This is a genomic window from Desulfosporosinus sp. FKB, assembly GCF_002196705.1.
Classification (GTDB): Bacteria; Bacillota; Desulfitobacteriia; order Desulfitobacteriales; family Desulfitobacteriaceae; genus Desulfosporosinus.
This window is the reverse complement of record NZ_NADJ01000035.1, coordinates 84,944-102,276: the sequence shown is the minus strand read 5'-3', so window position 1 is coordinate 102,276 and position 17,333 is coordinate 84,944. Positions and strand designations below refer to the sequence as shown.

Annotated in this window: 10 protein-coding genes; 7 read left to right on the top strand and 3 right to left on the bottom strand. The window is 41.1% G+C overall.

All coding sequences use genetic code 11. The annotated features are described in order from the left end of the window. Positions 1–210 precede the first annotated feature (210 nt). Both B5Y67_RS13670 and B5Y67_RS13665 read right to left on the bottom strand, forming a co-directional pair. The gene (locus B5Y67_RS13670; RefSeq protein ID WP_088226988.1) at positions 211–1,131 is read right to left on the bottom strand and encodes a SufD family Fe-S cluster assembly protein; all 921 of its coding nucleotides are present in this window, start codon (positions 1,129–1,131) and stop codon (positions 211–213) included. Continuing rightward, positions 1,112–1,864 carry an ATP-binding cassette domain-containing protein gene (locus B5Y67_RS13665; RefSeq protein WP_088226987.1) on the bottom strand — a complete coding sequence of 251 codons (753 nt, stop codon included), beginning with the start codon at positions 1,862–1,864 and terminating at the stop codon, positions 1,112–1,114. Before B5Y67_RS13665 ends, B5Y67_RS13670 begins: the two co-directional genes overlap by 20 nt. A gap of 153 nt (positions 1,865–2,017) precedes the next feature. Here B5Y67_RS13665 and B5Y67_RS13660 point away from each other — a divergent pair, with 153 nt between their 5' ends. Next, positions 2,018–3,553 (top strand): L,D-transpeptidase, encoded by a 1,536-nt coding sequence (locus tag B5Y67_RS13660; RefSeq protein ID WP_088226986.1) that lies wholly within the window; start codon positions 2,018–2,020, stop codon positions 3,551–3,553. Positions 3,554–3,680: 127 nt separating this feature from the next. Here B5Y67_RS13660 and B5Y67_RS13655 read toward each other — a convergent pair whose 3' ends face one another. After that, positions 3,681–4,769: a trypsin-like peptidase domain-containing protein gene (locus B5Y67_RS13655; protein ID WP_242975974.1), complete on the bottom strand. Its 1,089-nt coding sequence runs from the start codon at positions 4,767–4,769 to the stop codon at positions 3,681–3,683. Between the two features lie 645 nt (positions 4,770–5,414). Here B5Y67_RS13655 and glgB point away from each other — a divergent pair. The 6 genes from glgB to B5Y67_RS13625 are packed head-to-tail and all read left to right on the top strand — an operon-like array spanning position 5,415 to position 17,208. Then, positions 5,415–7,385, top strand: a complete 1,971-nt coding sequence (glgB, locus tag B5Y67_RS13650) for a 1,4-alpha-glucan branching protein GlgB (RefSeq protein WP_088226984.1) — start codon at positions 5,415–5,417, stop codon at positions 7,383–7,385. Continuing rightward, positions 7,319–9,766, top strand: a complete 2,448-nt coding sequence (locus tag B5Y67_RS13645) for a glycogen/starch/alpha-glucan phosphorylase (RefSeq protein ID WP_088226983.1) — start codon at positions 7,319–7,321, stop codon at positions 9,764–9,766. The genes glgB and B5Y67_RS13645 overlap by 67 nt, the downstream gene beginning before the upstream one ends. A gap of 43 nt (positions 9,767–9,809) precedes the next feature. Then, positions 9,810–11,003: a glucose-1-phosphate adenylyltransferase gene (locus B5Y67_RS13640; protein ID WP_088226982.1), complete on the top strand. Its 1,194-nt coding sequence runs from the start codon at positions 9,810–9,812 to the stop codon at positions 11,001–11,003. A gap of 24 nt (positions 11,004–11,027) precedes the next feature. After that, complete coding sequence (glgD, locus tag B5Y67_RS13635) at positions 11,028–12,164, top strand: glucose-1-phosphate adenylyltransferase subunit GlgD (RefSeq protein ID WP_088226981.1); 1,137 nt, start codon at positions 11,028–11,030, stop codon at positions 12,162–12,164. 21 nt (positions 12,165–12,185) lie between these two features. Continuing rightward, positions 12,186–13,628, top strand: a complete 1,443-nt coding sequence (glgA, locus tag B5Y67_RS13630) for a glycogen synthase GlgA (RefSeq protein ID WP_088226980.1) — start codon at positions 12,186–12,188, stop codon at positions 13,626–13,628. Between the two features lie 55 nt (positions 13,629–13,683). Further along, positions 13,684–17,208, top strand: coding sequence for a bifunctional glycogen debranching protein GlgX/4-alpha-glucanotransferase (locus B5Y67_RS13625; protein WP_088226979.1), 3,525 nt, complete (start codon positions 13,684–13,686; stop codon positions 17,206–17,208). Positions 17,209–17,333: the final 125 nt, after the last annotated feature.

Here is a 17,333-nt window from a genome sequence, read left to right as displayed (position 1 = left end):
TTTTCGTCAAACCATATGCTAAGTTCATTCGTACATATAAGGATAAAAAAAGGGGGGTGCGCTGCGAACTTAAGTAGTTCGCAGTGCACCCCCCTTTTTTTTATGTTTCAAAATATAACTGCAGACCCCGAAGAGTCCGTAGACCAAAATCCTCTTCAAAGTATTAACCTTTGAACAACTGAAACTGCTGGATGATTTGTTAAAGCTTTACTATTTCAAAAATCCATTGAGGATAGTATCTTCAGCCTCGGATTCGGAGAATCCCAAGGACATTAACTTGATTAATTGTTCTGATTCGATACGCCCAATAGCTGCTTCGTGAATCAGCTGTGCTTCACTGTGACGGGCAGATATTTTGGGCGTGGAATGAACTTGAGCATTATGCATAATAATGGCGTCGCATTGAATGTGCCCTCGGCCTTTATTCCGTCCAACCAGGTCAAAAAAGAACTCTTGTTTCGAGTTGTCCTGGGCAACAGAACGGGAAATGATTTGGGCTGAAGAATCTGCTCCAATTAATTCAACGGTTATGTTTGATTCCGCATCCTGATCTTTGTATGTTAGAAGACGTTCAGTAATCACAAGCTTGGCATTATCCATAAGTCTAATCTCAGTGTCTCTTTTGGTATGGTCAATTCCTTTGATCTGAATCATTTCAAGTTCGACGACGGCACCTTCTTCGGCCTCAATAATGGTTTTGGGATTAAGAACCCGTTCACCTGTTCCTTCCCCTTGGCCATAGTGCTTTTCAACATATTTAAGTTTTGCGCCCCGGCGAACATAAAAGTTATGGATCCCGTCGTGCTGCGATTTGTGACTTCCGGAATTATGAATTCCACAGCCGGCAACGACTAAAACATCGGAATATTCCCCGATTTCAAAGGTATTATAGACAACGTCATTGATGGCTTCCTCCGTTACGATTACGGGAATGTGAACACTTTCTCCTTTAGTATAAGGTTTGACAATCACATCAATGCCTGATTTATCAGCCTTCGTAACAATATCAATATTGGCGGTCGTATTTCGCTGAACCCCGGCTCCATTCTTGCGAATATTAAAAGCTCCTTGTGGTATTTCATGAAGGTCTGCTACTTTTTCCAGCATTATCTTATCCAGCGCATTGAGCATTTTGATTAACTCCTTTCGCGCAGTTTGAACCGCAAAGACAAGCATCATTATTAAGAATTCTGGCCAAAATTGTGTCTCGTTCTGATTGGTCACTAATCATTCCATTAGACATCAAAATAATTTCATCAGCCAACTCCATGATGCGTTCTTGATGAGAAATAATCACAATAGTAGTATCGTATTTTAAATGGATGTTTTTGAAAGTTTCTGCCAGTTTTTGAAAACTCCACAAATCAATGCCTGCTTCCGGTTCATCAAACACTGCCAGCTTGAGATTACGAGCAAGTACTGTAGCTATTTCGATTCGCTTCATTTCACCGCCGGAAAGACTGCTGTCCACATCCCGATTGAGATAATCCTGTGCACATAGCCCCACGTCATAGAGCAGATCGCAGATATTAACCGGGTCAGGGTTATGGGATGCGGCCATTTTGAGAAGTTCTTTTACTTTTATTCCTTTAAAGCGAGGCGGATTTTGAAAGGCATATCCTATTCCCAAACGGGCTCTGTCCGTAATACTTAAGTTCGTTATATCTTGTCCATCAAGTAGAATTTTTCCTGCCGTGGGATTATAAACTCCCATGATTAGTTTAGCTAAAGATGATTTGCCCCCACCATTGGGTCCTGTTATGACATATATCTTTTTTTCTAAAAACTTCAAATTAATCTCTTTGAGGATCTCGACCCCTTTGTCCTCATTGAGGCCCAGAGAAACGTTCTGGATTTCAAGCATTGCTATTCCTCCTTAGTTCATCTAGATTCAACAATAACATAATCCGACATTATATTGTAGGGGTAACCTAATTATTTTCAAAATAAACTATGTTCTTATTGTACAAGCCCCTGAATAAGTTTAAATAACTTAGGAATAAGGGGGGAGCATTTTTTGGAAAGTATCTCTCAGTTTAAAATAAAGGACAACCTGATACCAATTTCTCATGGTTACTTTTTGGCTAAGAGTGATCCATTATTTTGGCAAAAGCTCTTAAAGAGGAAACCGGAAGATGCAGAGGCTATGTATCATGTAGCTCTGGAAATTGAGGGAAATGCTAAAAAAAGTCTCGAAAAATTTCTAAGAACTAGAAATGAAGGCTGCTTTGCAGTCTACCGAAAGGGGATAAAAGAGGCCTCAGATTTAATGCAGAGATCTTTGGGAAAGGGATATTTTAAGGCTCGGACAGAGATTTTGAGAATACAGGAAGAAATCCATTCGACGGATAAAAGACTAAGTTCAGTGAAGAAAAAACTAATACCAAAGAATAGAACCCTAATTTATGTTTTCTTGACAGTGATTATCGCCCTCTTAATTTTGATAGCTTTTTTAATTTGTTATCGGTCTTCGACAACGTATTTGGAGAACCATCGCTATACTTATATGTTACCCTATGAAGTTTTCGAGGAAAAACCGGCGGCCACTCCCCAAACAGACTTAATACCAATAACCATACAGGTTAAAGGAACAATCACAAAACAGCTCCTCGTAAATCAACTGATGGAAACTTTAAAACAAGATTACGAAAAAAATCCCACTGCCGGCAAATTAGTGGTCGCTAAAGATGAAGATCAGCGGGATGTGGGAATGGCTTATTGGGGGAGTGAAGATAAAGAAATCGAAGTTTACATATATCCTATAGATAGTATTTCCTCTGCAGGGGATGAGGAAAACTATCAATTGTGGCAGGCAACTACGGTAGTAAGAAGTGCCTTGTATCAATTTGTTAAGCACAATGGATATATGCCCAAGGATTTAACGATGTTGACTAAGGCCTTTCCCCAAAATTATTTATCAGAACTTCCCTTAAATCCTTATAACTTGGAGAATGACGTCACAACCTCTCCGTCAGGAGATGCGGGGTGGCTTTTTTTACCTTCAGGGGTCTCATCTGAAACGGATTTAATTTCCGCAGTAAGCCAAGCACTAAAGCCAGCTATTCCTAAGGGTATCGATTTTCCCTTTGCGCCGATACAGATTAACATTAATAAGCAAAATCATGAGCTCATGGTTATGTCAGGAGATAAGACAATGCGAAGCTACACTGTAGCTCTAGGCAAAAACAACCTAACACCAGAAGGGAATTTATGGATTTCCAAAAGAATCGCCAACCCGGACAAAGGGGTTCCTAAGGCCGACAATGTTTATGGAACAAGGGCTATGGAATTGTCAAATCCAAGCTTTGCCATTCATGGCACAAACTCTCCCGAAAGTATTGGTCAGGATGTGTCCTTAGGTTGTATTCGCTTAAATGATCCTCAAATGGAAGACCTTTATACCTTAACTCCATTGTATACTAATGTCAATATTTTCAAGAACCCAAATCTGCCCAAGACTCCGAACAATCCTCCAGCTCTTTGTTTGGGCCCTAATGGACAGTCAGACTATTCCAAAGAAGAGAGTCCAACATTTTATCACTGGGGTGGGTAAGGGCAAAAAGTCAAGGAGCCGATGTTTCTTGAATAAAAAGTTCGTGAAACACGGCTCCTTGCCAGGCCTTATCGCGGAGTAAACTCATTGATTTATCCCGATGTTCAGCTTTAGCTGAATGATTTCACTATTGATTTGAGGAAATTTCACCAAGAGTTGCCTGAACAGTTTTTGTTTTTCCATCGCGAACGAAAGTTATTGATATTTTGCTTCCGACAGAATATTGATAGAGATCGTGAACAAGGTCAGAAGAGCTTTGAACTTGAGCATTATTGATCTTTGTAATGACATCTCCTTTGACGATTCCAGCTTTATCGGCAGGGCCATTGGGAGTTACAGCGGAAATATAGGCTCCAAGAGGGAGGTTGTTGTCTTGGGCGTAAGAGAGATATTGGTCGTTTGTTGTTACTAAAAGAGCGGGATGTGTTGCTACACCAGTTTTAATCAATTGTTGTATTGTCGGCAGAGCATCTGAAATAGGGATTGAGAAGCCCATTCCTTCAAAGCCGGATTCAGCATATTTAGCAGAATTAATGCCTATAACGTTCCCTTGGTAATCGACAAGCGGTCCGCCGCTGTTTCCGGGGTTGATCGCCGCATCTGTTTGAATAAGATTGAAGCTGGATTCTCCTTGGATGTCAAGGGTGCGGTCGGTCGCCGAAACAACACCTGTTGTTACAGAACGGGCAAATTCAGCGCCCCCGGGATTCCCGATGGCAACTACGGGTTCTCCGACTTGAAGCTTGCTGGAATCTCCAAGCTTGACTGCCGTTAAGTTCTTAGTATCTGATATCTGTAAAACAGCCAGGTCTGTGCGCGGATCAGCGCCTACAACCTTGGCGTCAAGATTGCGGCCATCGCTTAAGCTGACTGTGATTTTCTGAGCGCCGTCAATGACGTGATTATTGGTAACGATATATCCCTTTTGGGCATCGATAATGAAGCCTGAACCGCTGCCGGCTTCCTGGAGGTTCGAACTGCCGCCGAAGACATTTTGAGTGGATTGAAAATTTGAAACTCCGACCACAGCTGGACCAACCTCTTTGGCGATTTCAGCAACGGGAAAATTCGTTTGACTGGAAGCAGAGGCGGAAGAAGTAGAAACTTGGGCTATAGAGCTTGTTGTCTTGGCGGCAGCAGTAGTTGATAGGGCGTTTGTGGGGTAAATTGCCGGAACGACGGCTACGGCTGAGAGAGCTCCAATGATGGCACTCATAACACAAAGACCAGCCGTAGCAACAAATTTTTTGGTCGATTTTTTCTTGGGTGGAGGTGGAGTAAATTGTGAATTAAAATTCTGGTACGAGTTAAAATCTTGATTAAGAATTGAGCTTTCGCCAGGCTGTTTCTCAGGTTGTGCCTGTTCTGTCTCATCTGTCGTTGTTAAGCGAATTTCTTCATCCATGGTTGAATGCCTCCTATTAGAATTGAAATTATATCGTCTGAGATCGCCCTAAAGTGATAGTCCTCTATTTTGGTTCGATGATACAAAGTTTCTTCTGAGTACTTCTCAAGGATAACTCAAAGTTGTGAAGCAAAATGGTACAAAATGTGAAGTTTTTTTGGAGTTTAAGTTGAGAATGTGTGAAGAGGCGTATTAACAATGAGGTAAAAAGCAAAAGCAGGCTAAAAACGAGATGGTTTTCAGCCTGCTTTTTAATGTTGTGCTAATGATTTAAAGAATGAATTGTTAAAATTTAGTCTTTCTATAGACATCCATTTTTAACAATATTAGGCTTAAGGTAAGAGCAATATTTAGATTTTTGAGATTATTTCCACATTAGAAAGTCACTACTATTTTTCAACTTACGGAATACATCTTATGTAGATAATAGACAATGAGACTGATAGGTTGTGATCTATGAAACACTTAGCTTTACTAAATTCAGAGGAAATCTATTTATTTAATCGGGGAGAGTTTTATAAGGCTTATTCAAAGTTCGGAGCCCATATTATTGAGGATAATGGGATGCTTGGGACCTACTTTGCAGTTTGGGTACCGGACGCTAAGGCAGTTTCTGTTGTTGGGGATTTTAACGATTGGCAGACAAAGCAGAATAGAATGATTGAAACCGGAGACACCGGTGTATGGACACTTTTTATTCCCAAGAAACTGACAGGGTTATATAAATTCGCAATTCTGACTAAGAATGACGAAATGTTCCTGAAATCAGACCCTTTTGCCTTTTGTTCTGAACTCAGGCCGTTAACTGCCTCGAAAATATACTCTCTGGAGGGATATCATTGGCGGGATCAACATTGGATATCGCGCCGGGTAAAGAGTCATCCACAGGATAAACCTCTGCTGATCTATGAAGTTCATGCCGGTTCCTGGCACCGAAAAAGGGATGGTGGTTTTTATCATTGGCTGGACTTTACTGATGAACTGATACGTTACATTTTGAAGATGGGCTATACCCACATTGAATTTATGCCATTGATGGAGCATCCCTATGACGGTTCCTGGGGTTATCAAATCACTGGATATTATTCCTGCACAAGTCGCTTTGGAACACCTTATGACTTTATGCGTTTTGTTGATTGCTGTCATCAAGCAGGGATTGGAGTGATTTTGGACTGGGTGCCCGGACATTTTTGCAAGGACGGTCATGGTTTGGGTAAATTTAATGGGTCCTCGGTTTATGAAAAAGATGAACATGGAAAATGGGGGACTTATACCTTTGATTTTTCGAAACCTGAAGTCTGGAGTTTTCTTATTTCGAATGCAGTTTTTTGGTTTGATAAGTTTCATATTGATGGACTTCGAATCGACGGGGTTAGCAGTATGCTTTATCTCGATTTTGAAAAACCGGATAAAGGCTGGGAACGCAACAGTCAGGGGGGACGAGAAAATCTGGAAGCAATCGCTTTTATGCAGAGGTTAAATGAGGTTGTGTTTCATAACTTTCCCGGGGTCCTCATGGCTGCCGAAGAGTCGACCGATTGGCCCTTAGTGTCCTATCCGACCTATGTCAATGGCTTAGGCTATAACTTCAAATGGAATATGGGTTGGATGAACGACACCTTGCGTTATATGCAGTATGAATTCGCCTGCCGTAAAGATCACCATAACTTGTTAAACTTTTCCTTAACCTATGCTTTTTCCGAGAATTTTATTTTGCCTCTTTCTCATGACGAAGTAGTTCATGGGAAACAGTCCCTTCTTGATAAAATGTCCGGTGATTATTGGCAGAAATTTGCTGGTTTAAGAAATTTAATAAGTTACCAAATGGGACATCCAGGAAAGAAGTTAATGTTTATGGGAGGTGAGTTGGCTCAGTTCATAGAGTGGCGCTATGATGCAGAACTGGATTGGCTGCTTTTAGATTATGAGATGCACAAAAAGTTTCAGGAGTATATTAAACACTTCAATAAACTTTATCAGCGTGAAAAGGCTTTCTGGGAAAATGACCAGGAATGGTCAGGCTTTGAATGGATCGATGCGGATAACAGGAACCAAAGTATCTTGATTTTCTGTCGCCGGGGGAAAGATCCCAAGGACTTTCTTATTATAGTTATCAATTTTCAGCCTGTTGCCTATGGGAATTTTCGCCTAGGGGTTCCCCGCAGAGGGATCTATCAAGAATTGTTTAATTCAGATCAGGAAATTTTTGGCGGTTCAAACTGTTTGAATACTGCCCCAAAGGTTACTGAGAGGATTCAATGGCATGGCAGGATTTTCTCTTTAAGAATTAAAGTTCCTCCGTTAGCAACTATCATATTAAAACCTCAGTATAAATACAAATTAAGGCGGGGGGGCGTTGCATGTTTACCAACAAAGATAATTTCAAACTGGCATACCTTACCAAGATCAGTGAAACAGAAGGTATAACTCTAGATGAAAGTTCCTTATGGGACAAATACAAAACGTTGGTTTTGATGTTAAAAGAAACAATAAGCTTTAATAGAGCGTTAACTAAGAATTCCACACTGTACACCAAACAAGTTTATTATTTTTCCATGGAGTTTCTAATCGGCAAACTTCTCCGTTATTATTTGGTCAATATGGGCGTCGAAGAATTGGTTAGAGAAGGTTTAGCCGAATTGCACATTGATCTTGACGATTTGCTTGAGCAGGAAGCAGACCCCGGACTTGGAAACGGTGGTCTGGGAAGATTGGCAGCGTGTTTTTTAGATTCTATGGCTTTTGGGGGAATAGCAGGCCATGGCAACGGTATTCGCTATAAATACGGGTTGTTTGAACAAAAGATCAGAAACGGTTTTCAAACAGAAGTGGCGGATAATTGGTTGAAAAATGATTATCCCTGGGAGATTCGCAGAGCTGAAAAGAGTATTGTCGTTAAATTTAAAGGTCATGTTCGTACAGAAGTTGTTAAGGAGAAATTAGTGTTTTACCACGAACACTATGAACCTGTTTTGGCGGTTCCCTATGATATTCCTGTCATAAGCTACGATAATCCTTTGAATATCAATAATCTCAGACTATGGAGCGCTGAACCTTTAAGCAATGAGTTGGATCTTGCTTCGTTTAACCGGGGGGATTTCGATCAGGCCGTTAGTTTAAGATCCAGCGTTGAGGCGATTTCCTATATTCTTTATCCCGATGACAGCAGCCGTTCAGGAAAAGAATTAAGACTGAAACAGGAATACTTTTTTGTGGCAGCGGGATTAGGGTCGATTATGAGAAGCTTTAAAAAACGAAATCTATCCTTGGCTGAATTTTCTCGCTGGGTGTCAATTCACATCAATGACACTCATCCGGTGTTGTGTATCCCGGAATTAATGCGGATTTTGATCGATGAGGAGGGTTTGGGATGGGATCAGGCTTGGAACATTACCGTAAATTCCATCTCCTTCACCAACCATACCATTATGCCGGAAGCCTTAGAAAAGTGGCCGGTAACATTATTTAAACATATTTTGCCAAGAATTTTTATGATTATCGAAGAAATTGATCGACGATTTAAGGAACGCAGCGCTAAAAGATTCTTCGATGATCGAAGGATTATCCAGAATACCCAGATAATCAAGGACGATAATATTCAGATGGCTAACCTGGCGGTTATTGGCAGTTCTTCTGTTAACGGAGTTGCTTCGTTACACACCAAAATTCTCAAACAACAGGTATTTAAAGACTATTATCGGATTTTCAGCTATAAGTTTAATAACAAGACAAATGGTGTCAATCATCGGAGATTTCTCTTAACAGCGAATCCGGTATTGTCAGATCTAATTACTGAGGCTATTGGCCCGACCTGGAAGAAGAACGCTGAGGAATTGGAAAACCTTCTGATTTATCAGAAGGATGCAGGTTTCTTGGAGAAGGTTGCCAAGGCAAAATATCATAATAAAATGCAGTTGCTTCAATACATTAAAAAAACCCAAGGAATTGAACTTGATTGCTTCTCGATGTTTGACGTCCATGTTAAACGGATCCATGCCTATAAACGGCAGCTTCTTAACATTTTGAAAATAATGCATTTATTTAATCAGGTTCAGGAAGATCCAAATTCTGTGCTCGGTTCCCATACTTTTATTTTCGGAGGTAAAGCGGCCCCGGGCTATCATTATGCTAAAACTATAATTAAACTCATAAATACCCTGGCCGAAAAAATTCGCAAGGAGCCAAGGGTTCGTGACAAACTTAAGGTCATTTTTATAGAAAATTTCAATGTTTCTTTAGGTGAACTAATATACCCTGCTGCCGATGTCAGTGAACAAATTTCTACGGCGAGCAAAGAGGCTTCAGGAACAGGGAATATGAAATTTATGATGAATGGCGCAATTACGATCGGCACATTAGATGGTGCAAATGTAGAGATTAAGGAAGCGGTAGGCGAAAACAATCTTTTTATTTTCGGCTTATCGGCAGACGAAGTTTTACACTATTCCAGTGAAGGCGGCTATAAGTCTTTAGATCTCTATTATGCTAATCAGGATCTAAGATGTTGTGTTGATCAACTGGTCAACGGTTTTTTTGAAACAGCCGGCGAAGAATTTAGGGTTATCTTTGATTCTCTTTTGCTTTATAATGATGACTATTTTGTTTTAAGGGATTTTGCGGATTACCTTGAAGTATATAAGCAGCTTCAATCTGCCTACTCTGATCGCAAACGTTGGACAGAAATGTCGCTGGTTAATATTGCCAAGTCGGGTGTTTTCTCAAGTGATCGTACCATCAGAGAGTACGCCGATCAGATCTGGAAAACTAGTTTTCGCCCTATCAACTCCCATTTTAAAAATAAGCATTAACAGACAATTCGTAAATGCAGGAAGCAGAGAGAAAGGTGAAAATATGCATAAGCAAGAGTGTATTGCAATGCTTTTGGCTGGAGGGCAGGGGAGTAGATTAGGGAGTTTGACGCGTAATATTGCTAAACCCGCAGTCTCTTTTTGTGGCAAGTACCGAATTATTGATTTTAGTTTAAGTAATTGCGCAAATTCCAACATCAATACTGTAGGGGTTCTCACTCAATATAAGCCCTTCCTGCTTAATTCGTATATCGGCCTGGGTTCTGCCTGGAATCTTGACAACCCTTTCGGTGGTGTCCATATCTTGCCTCCCTTCGTGGGGGAGCATGAATTAAGTTGGTATAAAGGAACTGCCAATGCAATTTTCCAAAATTTAAAATTTATTGACTTTTTTGATCCGGACTATGTGCTTATTATCTCAGGAGATCATATTTATAAAATGAATTATCTCTCTATGCTCAATTATCATAAGGAAAAAGGATCGGAAATTACAATTTCCACGATTGAAGTTCCCTGGGAGGAAGTTTCGCGTTTTGGTATCGTGTCTCTTAATGAAGAAGGCAGGATCATAAAGTTTACTGAAAAAATTGCGAATCCTGATAGCAATCTGGCATCTATGGGAATCTATATTTTCAACTGGCCAATTCTCAAGCAAGCCTTGCTTGAGGATGAACAGGATCAAGTATCCGAAAATGATTTCGGAAAAAATATTATCCCTAAACAAATTGAATTAGGAAGAAAATTGTATGCCTATAAGTTTCAAGGCTATTGGAGAGATGTGGGCACCATCGAAAGTTACTACAATGCCAATATGGAATTTCTGAAGGGAGATGAGGCCATTAATCTCTTTGACCCTGCTCAAAGGGTTTTCTCCAATGAAGATATTTTGCCGCCGCAGTATATTGGCCCGAAAGCAAGAATTAATAACAGTCTTATCAGTAATGGTTGTGTGGTGTTAGGAGATGTCAGCTATTCAGTTTTAGCTCCCGGAGCCTATGTCGGGGAAGGGGCCAGTATAAAAAATTCTATTTTATTGCCAAATGCCAGGGTCAGTGGTCATGCAAAAATTAATAAAACAATTGTTGGTGAAAATGCCAAAATAATGAGTTATTGTTCAATAGGAATCGAAGAGGATTCTGTTGTGCGCCAGGCAGGAATTACAGTCATAGAGGATCATTACGTACTTGGAAAAGGCTCTGTCATATATGCGGGCAGTAATCTGTATTCAACCCGCTAAAATTTGCCGAGGGGAGGGTAGCAGATGCAAAATGCCATTGGAATCCTATTTGGAAATAATGGTTCTGATAGCCTTAGTCTCAGAGGGTTAACCTCCGAGAGGTCGATCGCGGCGGTCCCCTTCGGAGGACGTTATAGAATTTTGGATTTTGCTCTATCAAGTATGGTTAATTCCGGATTATGGACAATCGGGTTAATTACCCCCCGCCATTATAGGTCGATTCTGGATCATTTGGGGGCAGGAAAAGATTGGTTTTTGGATCGTAAGTCAGGAGGATTGTTTATTTTACCTGGAGCCATTCACGGACTATCCGGGGAAAACGGAAAATTTCGGCTTAAAGACTTACAGCTGAATATTGAATATCTGCAGAAGGACTTGTCCGAAAATATAATTATCAGCGGATGTAATCATATTTTTAATATAAATTATAATGAAGCTTTGGAAAGCCATAGGAATGAGAAAGCCGATGTAACGTTGATATATAAAGAGAGTACAGATCTTTCCGCTATGAAGGGAAAAGAACGTCTTGTTATCTCTGATAATCAAGATGTTCTTGACATCCTGGATGTGAGCGACACGAACTCAACAATAGCTTGTCCGCGAAAGCAGAACTATTTCTTAGATATGTTGATTATTCGGCGAACGCTGCTTCTGGAAATTGTCGATGGATATCGCTCAATTGAAGCTATAAATCTAATCGAAGCAATACGAGAAAATATTCGCACCTTAAAAATTATTGGAGTTCCTTTTACCGGCTATTTCGGAGTCATAAATTCGGTTAAAGATTACTTTGATCGGAGCATGGAATTACTTGATCCGATAATTTGCCGGGAAGTACTAATGGGACATGATCGAATTCACACTAAAATTGTGGACAATCCTCCTACGAAGCATGGCAATCAAGCAATCACAGCAAATTCAATAATTTCCAGTGGATGTATTATTGAAGGAGAGGTCCGTAATTCAATCTTATCACGCGAAGTAATTGTTGAAGCCGGAGCAAGCATAAGCAACAGTATTATCATGCAGAAATGTAAAGTTTCCAGTGGTTCAAGATTAGATCATGTCATCCTGGATAAATTTGTTCAAGTTTATCCAGGAAATATATTAAAAGGAAATAAAAATTCTCCCTTGGTCGTCCTTAAAGGGTCTTTGGTCTAGGCTTGAGAAAAGAGGGGTACTATGAAAATCGTTTTTGCTATTGCTGAGGCAGATCCCTTTGTCAAATCCGGTGGCTTGGGTGAAGTAGGAGGTTCGCTGCCCAGTGCCTTGCAAAGAAAAGGCGCCGACGTACGTGTCATTATGCCAAAGTATAGTAATATCCCCGAAGATTTTCGCAAACAGTTCCAGCATATTAATCATTTTTACGTTCCTTTAGCATGGCGCAGACAATATTGCGGCCTTGAAGAATTAATCTATAAGGGAGTCCGTTTCTACTTTATTGACAATGAGTATTATTTTAAGCGCAGTAACATTTATGGAGAATACGATGAGGCAGAACAATATGCTTTCTTTTCACGTGCTGTGTTGGAAAGTCTGACTCATCTGCCGGAATTTAAGCCTGATATCATTCATTGTCATGACTGGCATACGGCTCTTATTCCCTTGCTGCAAAAGGAATTTTATGTTAAAGAACCCCTATATTATTCACTTAAGACGGTATTTACGATTCACAATCTTAAATATCAAGGCGTTTTCCCTAAAGAAGTTTTAACAGATATTATTGGTCTTAATGAAAAGTATTTTACAGAGGAAAAGTTAGAGTTTAATGGTAAGGTTAATTTCATGAAAGCAGGACTGCTTTATGCCGACCGGATTACAACAGTAAGTCCGACCTATGCACGGGAAATTCAATATTCTTTTTATGGAGAGAGATTGGAAGGGATTATTCAAAAACGCAAAGATTCATTGCTTGGTATTCTCAACGGTATTGATTATCAGGTTTATGATCCTTACACAGATTCTCTGATTTCCTTCCCTTATGGTTCTTCTCCTAAAGCTAAGGACCTGAATAAAAAGGATTTGCAGCATTGCTTAGGACTCCCCGAAAGGGGAAATTTACCGCTTCTGGGGATGGTAAGCCGTCTAGTTGACCAGAAAGGGCTGGATCTTCTCTGCTTTATTATGGAGGAAATCCTGATGCTTGACGTGCAACTGGTTATCCTTGGGACGGGGGATAAACTTTATGAAGAGAAATTGCAAACATTTGCCGAGAAATATCCTGATAAGTTTGTCTTCAGAAGAGAATTCAATGATCAATTTGCTCACAAAATCTATGCTGGAATCGACATTTTATTAATGCCGTCACTTTTTGAACCTTGTGGTATATCACAAATGATTGCCATGCATTATGGAACAATTCCCATCGTTCGTGAAACAGGAGGATTAAAGGATACAGTGATTCCCTTTAATGAATATACGGGTGAAGGCAACGGCTTTAGTTTTGCCAATTATAATGCTCATGAATTACTGTTTGCCGTCCAGCGGGCAGTAAAAATCTATGACTCCGATAGAACTGCTTGGGCCCGATTGCAAAAAAGCGCCATGACGTGTGATTTCAGTTGGAAATCTTCAGCCTCTGCCTATCTTAATCTATACGAGTCTCTTATTAGGTTAAAAGCCTAAACTTATTTAAGGCCTTAGGTGAAAGAATTCTAAAAATCTTCCTAGGAGAGTCGAAATGGAACTTTTCGCCTATCACAACTCCCATAAGTTATACTTTCGCGCCCCTTTTGGAGCTGTAACCTGTGGGCAGACAATTCTTTTACGCCTGGAAATATGTTCGGTTATGCCTGTTGAGGACTGTTTCTTTAGAGTTTGGGAGAAGGAACAGGAACGCTTAATCCTGATGGATGTAAAATCTGTTGAGATTTTGGAACAGGGCGGCGAAAGGTTATTTCCTGCTGCCGGTGCTTTAGAGAGTTCTGAACAAAGGGTAGTATTTGAAACAGAATATGAGGTTCCCGGTGTACCTGGACTTATTTGGTATTATTTTAAGTTTTTCGTCGGAGGCCATTGTTACTTTTATGGCAATTCCCGAAGATTGGGAGGCGAGGGTCAGCTTGAAGATCACGAGCCCCCTTCTTATCAAGTGACGGTTTATCATCCCCTGAAAGTTCCTGAGTGGTACCAAAAAGGCATCATGTATCAGATTTACGTCGACCGTTTTTACCAGGCCCATGACGAAGGCTTTCCTCCCTATCCCAGAAAAAATGCCCTAATACATGCCAATTGGTATGAGCCTCCTATCTATGTCAAAGACGAAGAGGGCAGAGTAACTTATTGGGACTTTTTTGGCGGCAGCTTGTTAGGCGTTATAAAAAAGTTGCCTTATCTTCAGGAATTGGGTATCAGCGTTATTTACTTTAATCCGCTATTTGATGCACCGAGTAATCATAAATACGATACAGCCGATTATCATAGGATTGATCCTATGTACGGAGATGAAGAACTCTTTGAGCAGCTAGTCCTCGAAGCAAAGAAATATGGTATTTCACTCATCTTAGATGGCGTGTTCAGCCATACAGGGAGTGACAGTATCTACTTCAATCGCTATGGCAATTACCCAAATTTGGGTGCTTATCAATCTGAAGATTCCCCTTATTATAAGTGGTATCGATTTAAGGACAACAGCAAGGACTATAAGGGCTGGTGGAATGTTGACGCGCTGCCGGAAGTGAATGAATTGGAACCTTCTTATCAAAACTTTATCTTTGACGCCGACAGCGGGGTCCTTCAGAAGTGGATGAAAAAAGGGATTGCCGGTTGGAGGCTCGATGTTGCGGATGAGCTGCCGGATGAATTTATCCGGGAATTTAAGCAATTGATGAGAAATATTAATCCCGAGGCAGTCCTCATCGGAGAAGTATGGGAAGATGCCTCAAATAAACAGAGCTATGGTCAATGGCGCCAGTATTTTTGGGGTTATGAGTTGGATGCAACGATGAATTATCCTTTTCGGGATATTGTTCTCAACTATATTATCGGCAAACTCAGTTCTGGCATGGTGCATCAGCGTGTGATGAGTTTGTTGGAAAACTACCCCTGGGAGAATTTTAGTGGTGCGATGAACCTTCTCGGAAGCCATGACCGCGAACGTATCCTGACTCTTTTAGGAGAGGCTCCTCCCGAAGAGACATTAACAGAAACCCAAAAACGCACCTATAAGCTTGCGGCAGGAGCTCGGCGGCTGGCGGTACAGAGATTGAAACTTCTCGCCCTAATTCAAATGACCTTCCCGGGTGTTCCTTGTATTTACTACGGAGACGAAGCCGGAATGGAAGGATATAGCGATCCTTACAATCGCGGGACATTTCCTTGGGGCCAAGAAGACAAAGAAATCTTGACTTGGTATAAAAAGGTTATCGGCTTGCGCCGCGAATATGAGGTTTTTCAAGCCGGTGATTTTCATTCCTTCTTTCTGGAACCGGATATTTATGGATTTCGACGGTTCTGGAGAGACGAGGAAATTACAGTTATGGTTAATCGCAGCCTTATACAGTCAAGGGAGATAGCCTTAGATCTTAATTCTTCAGCTGATTATAAATTGAACCTTTCTTGCATCAATTTACTCAGCGGTGAGACTCTCGACGGAGAAGCGGCTAAAAATCCTCAGATCATAAAACTGGCTCCTTTATCCGCGTTAGTTCTGTTAAAGAAACAGAACCGGTTGTCTTTTCCCCAGCATGATTTTTGTCGTGCTTGCGGGGTTTTAATGTCTATAAGTTCTTTGCCCTCTGATTTTGGCAGCGGAAGCGGAGATTTTGGAGCAGAGGCTTATGGCTTTATTGATTTTTTAGTGGATACAGGGCAATCGTTATGGCAGGTCCTGCCGTTAAATCCGGTAGGCTTAGGGGATTCTCCCTATCAAAGTGATTCTGCTTTCGCCGGAAACTCTAGGTTGATCAGTCTGGAATTTTTGATCCGGGAGGGGCTCCTGCAGGAGTCAGCGTTTAAAACTTTTTCTCAAGGCCTGCAATCTCCGGGAAGGTTTAAAGAATCTTGTCTCCGTGAAGCCTTTAAGGCCTTTAGAGTTCAGGTTCAAAAAACTGCCCCGGAATACTATGGGCTGGACTCTAAGTATCTTTCTCATCAGAACTATGTCAGGTTTCTAAGGGATAACCGGGAATGGCTGGATGATTACGCTCTCTACCGTGCATTAAAGGCATATTTTCCAGGTACGGCATGGTATGAATGGGAACCAGAAATAGCTTGCCGCAATCCAGTGAAACTTGCGGAGTATTTTCAGCTGCTCGAAGAAGACATAGAATTTCAGCGTTTTGTCCAGTATACGTTTTATTTCCAGTGGCGGTCTCTGAAGGAATATGCGGCAGCTAAGCATATAAGATTAATTGGGGATATTCCCCTATTTGTTGCCGGCGATAGCTGCGATGTCTGGGTAAACCGCAAACTCTTCAAGTTAGATGAGCGTGGGTTTCCTACAAAAGTGGCGGGCGTTCCTCCCGATTATTTTAGTGAGACCGGTCAATTATGGGGAAATCCCGTCTATGATTGGGATGCTTTGGCAGCTCAGGATTATGTTTGGTGGAAAAAAAGAATAGAACTCGCCCTTCGGCTTTTTGATTATGTGCGTCTTGATCACTTCCGCGGCTTTGAATCCTCTTGGGAGATTGACGTTAAGGAAGAAACAGCAATTCATGGCCAATGGATGAAGGGACCTGGCAAGCGGTTTTTCGAGAGTCTGGCGGAGAGATTCGGAGAGCTGCCTTTGATAGCAGAGGACTTAGGGATTATAACAACGGAAGTCAACATATTAAAAAGGATTTTTGGGTTTCCAGGCATGAAGGTGCTCCAATTCACTTCCCTTGAGGACATTGACTCCGAGGGTGACATGAATATTGTTTACTACTCTGGTACTCACGACAACGATACTTTGTTGGGATGGTACAAGTCAACGATGATTAGCAACGGTGAGGAATCTGTCTGCAATCAGGAATTGGAAAATGAGAAATTCCGGGAGGAAGAGCTAAAAAGAGAGTGCCGTAAGCTTATTGAAAAGTTATATATGAGTCAGGCGGCTTGGGTTATCACCCCAATGCAAGATGTTTTGGGACTTGATTCGAAAGCCAGAATGAATGTCCCTGGGACTATTGAGGGGAATTGGAACTGGGCATTAAATAAAAATTTGCTGACAATAGAGGTGAAGACCTGGCTTCGGTCTTTAGCCAGAAATGCCCAAAGGTAAGCCTCGATAATAAAATCAAACAGGAACATGACTGGATAAAAGATTTTCCAGCATGTTCCTGTTTGATCCGGCCGTCAGACTCCCACTTCTACGAGTGGGAGCGGTTCACATGCCTTGCTTCGGTG

What these genes read in the sequence shown, in the direction of transcription:
- B5Y67_RS13670 (WP_088226988.1), bottom strand. Translation starts at nt 1,131, where the DNA reads ATGCTCAATGCGCTGGATAAGATAATGCTGGAAAAAGTAGCAGACCTT.
- B5Y67_RS13665 (WP_088226987.1), bottom strand. Translation starts at nt 1,864, where the DNA reads ATGCTTGAAATCCAGAACGTTTCTCTGGGCCTCAATGAGGACAAAGGG.
- B5Y67_RS13655 (WP_242975974.1), bottom strand. Translation starts at nt 4,769, where the DNA reads ATGAGTGCCATCATTGGAGCTCTCTCAGCCGTAGCCGTCGTTCCGGCA.
- glgB (WP_088226984.1), top strand. Translation starts at nt 5,415, where the DNA reads ATGAAACACTTAGCTTTACTAAATTCAGAGGAAATCTATTTATTTAAT.
- B5Y67_RS13645 (WP_088226983.1), top strand. Translation starts at nt 7,319, where the DNA reads ATGTTTACCAACAAAGATAATTTCAAACTGGCATACCTTACCAAGATC.
- B5Y67_RS13640 (WP_088226982.1), top strand. Translation starts at nt 9,810, where the DNA reads ATGCATAAGCAAGAGTGTATTGCAATGCTTTTGGCTGGAGGGCAGGGG.
- glgD (WP_088226981.1), top strand. Translation starts at nt 11,028, where the DNA reads ATGCAAAATGCCATTGGAATCCTATTTGGAAATAATGGTTCTGATAGC.
- glgA (WP_088226980.1), top strand. Translation starts at nt 12,186, where the DNA reads ATGAAAATCGTTTTTGCTATTGCTGAGGCAGATCCCTTTGTCAAATCC.
- B5Y67_RS13625 (WP_088226979.1), top strand. Translation starts at nt 13,684, where the DNA reads ATGGAACTTTTCGCCTATCACAACTCCCATAAGTTATACTTTCGCGCC.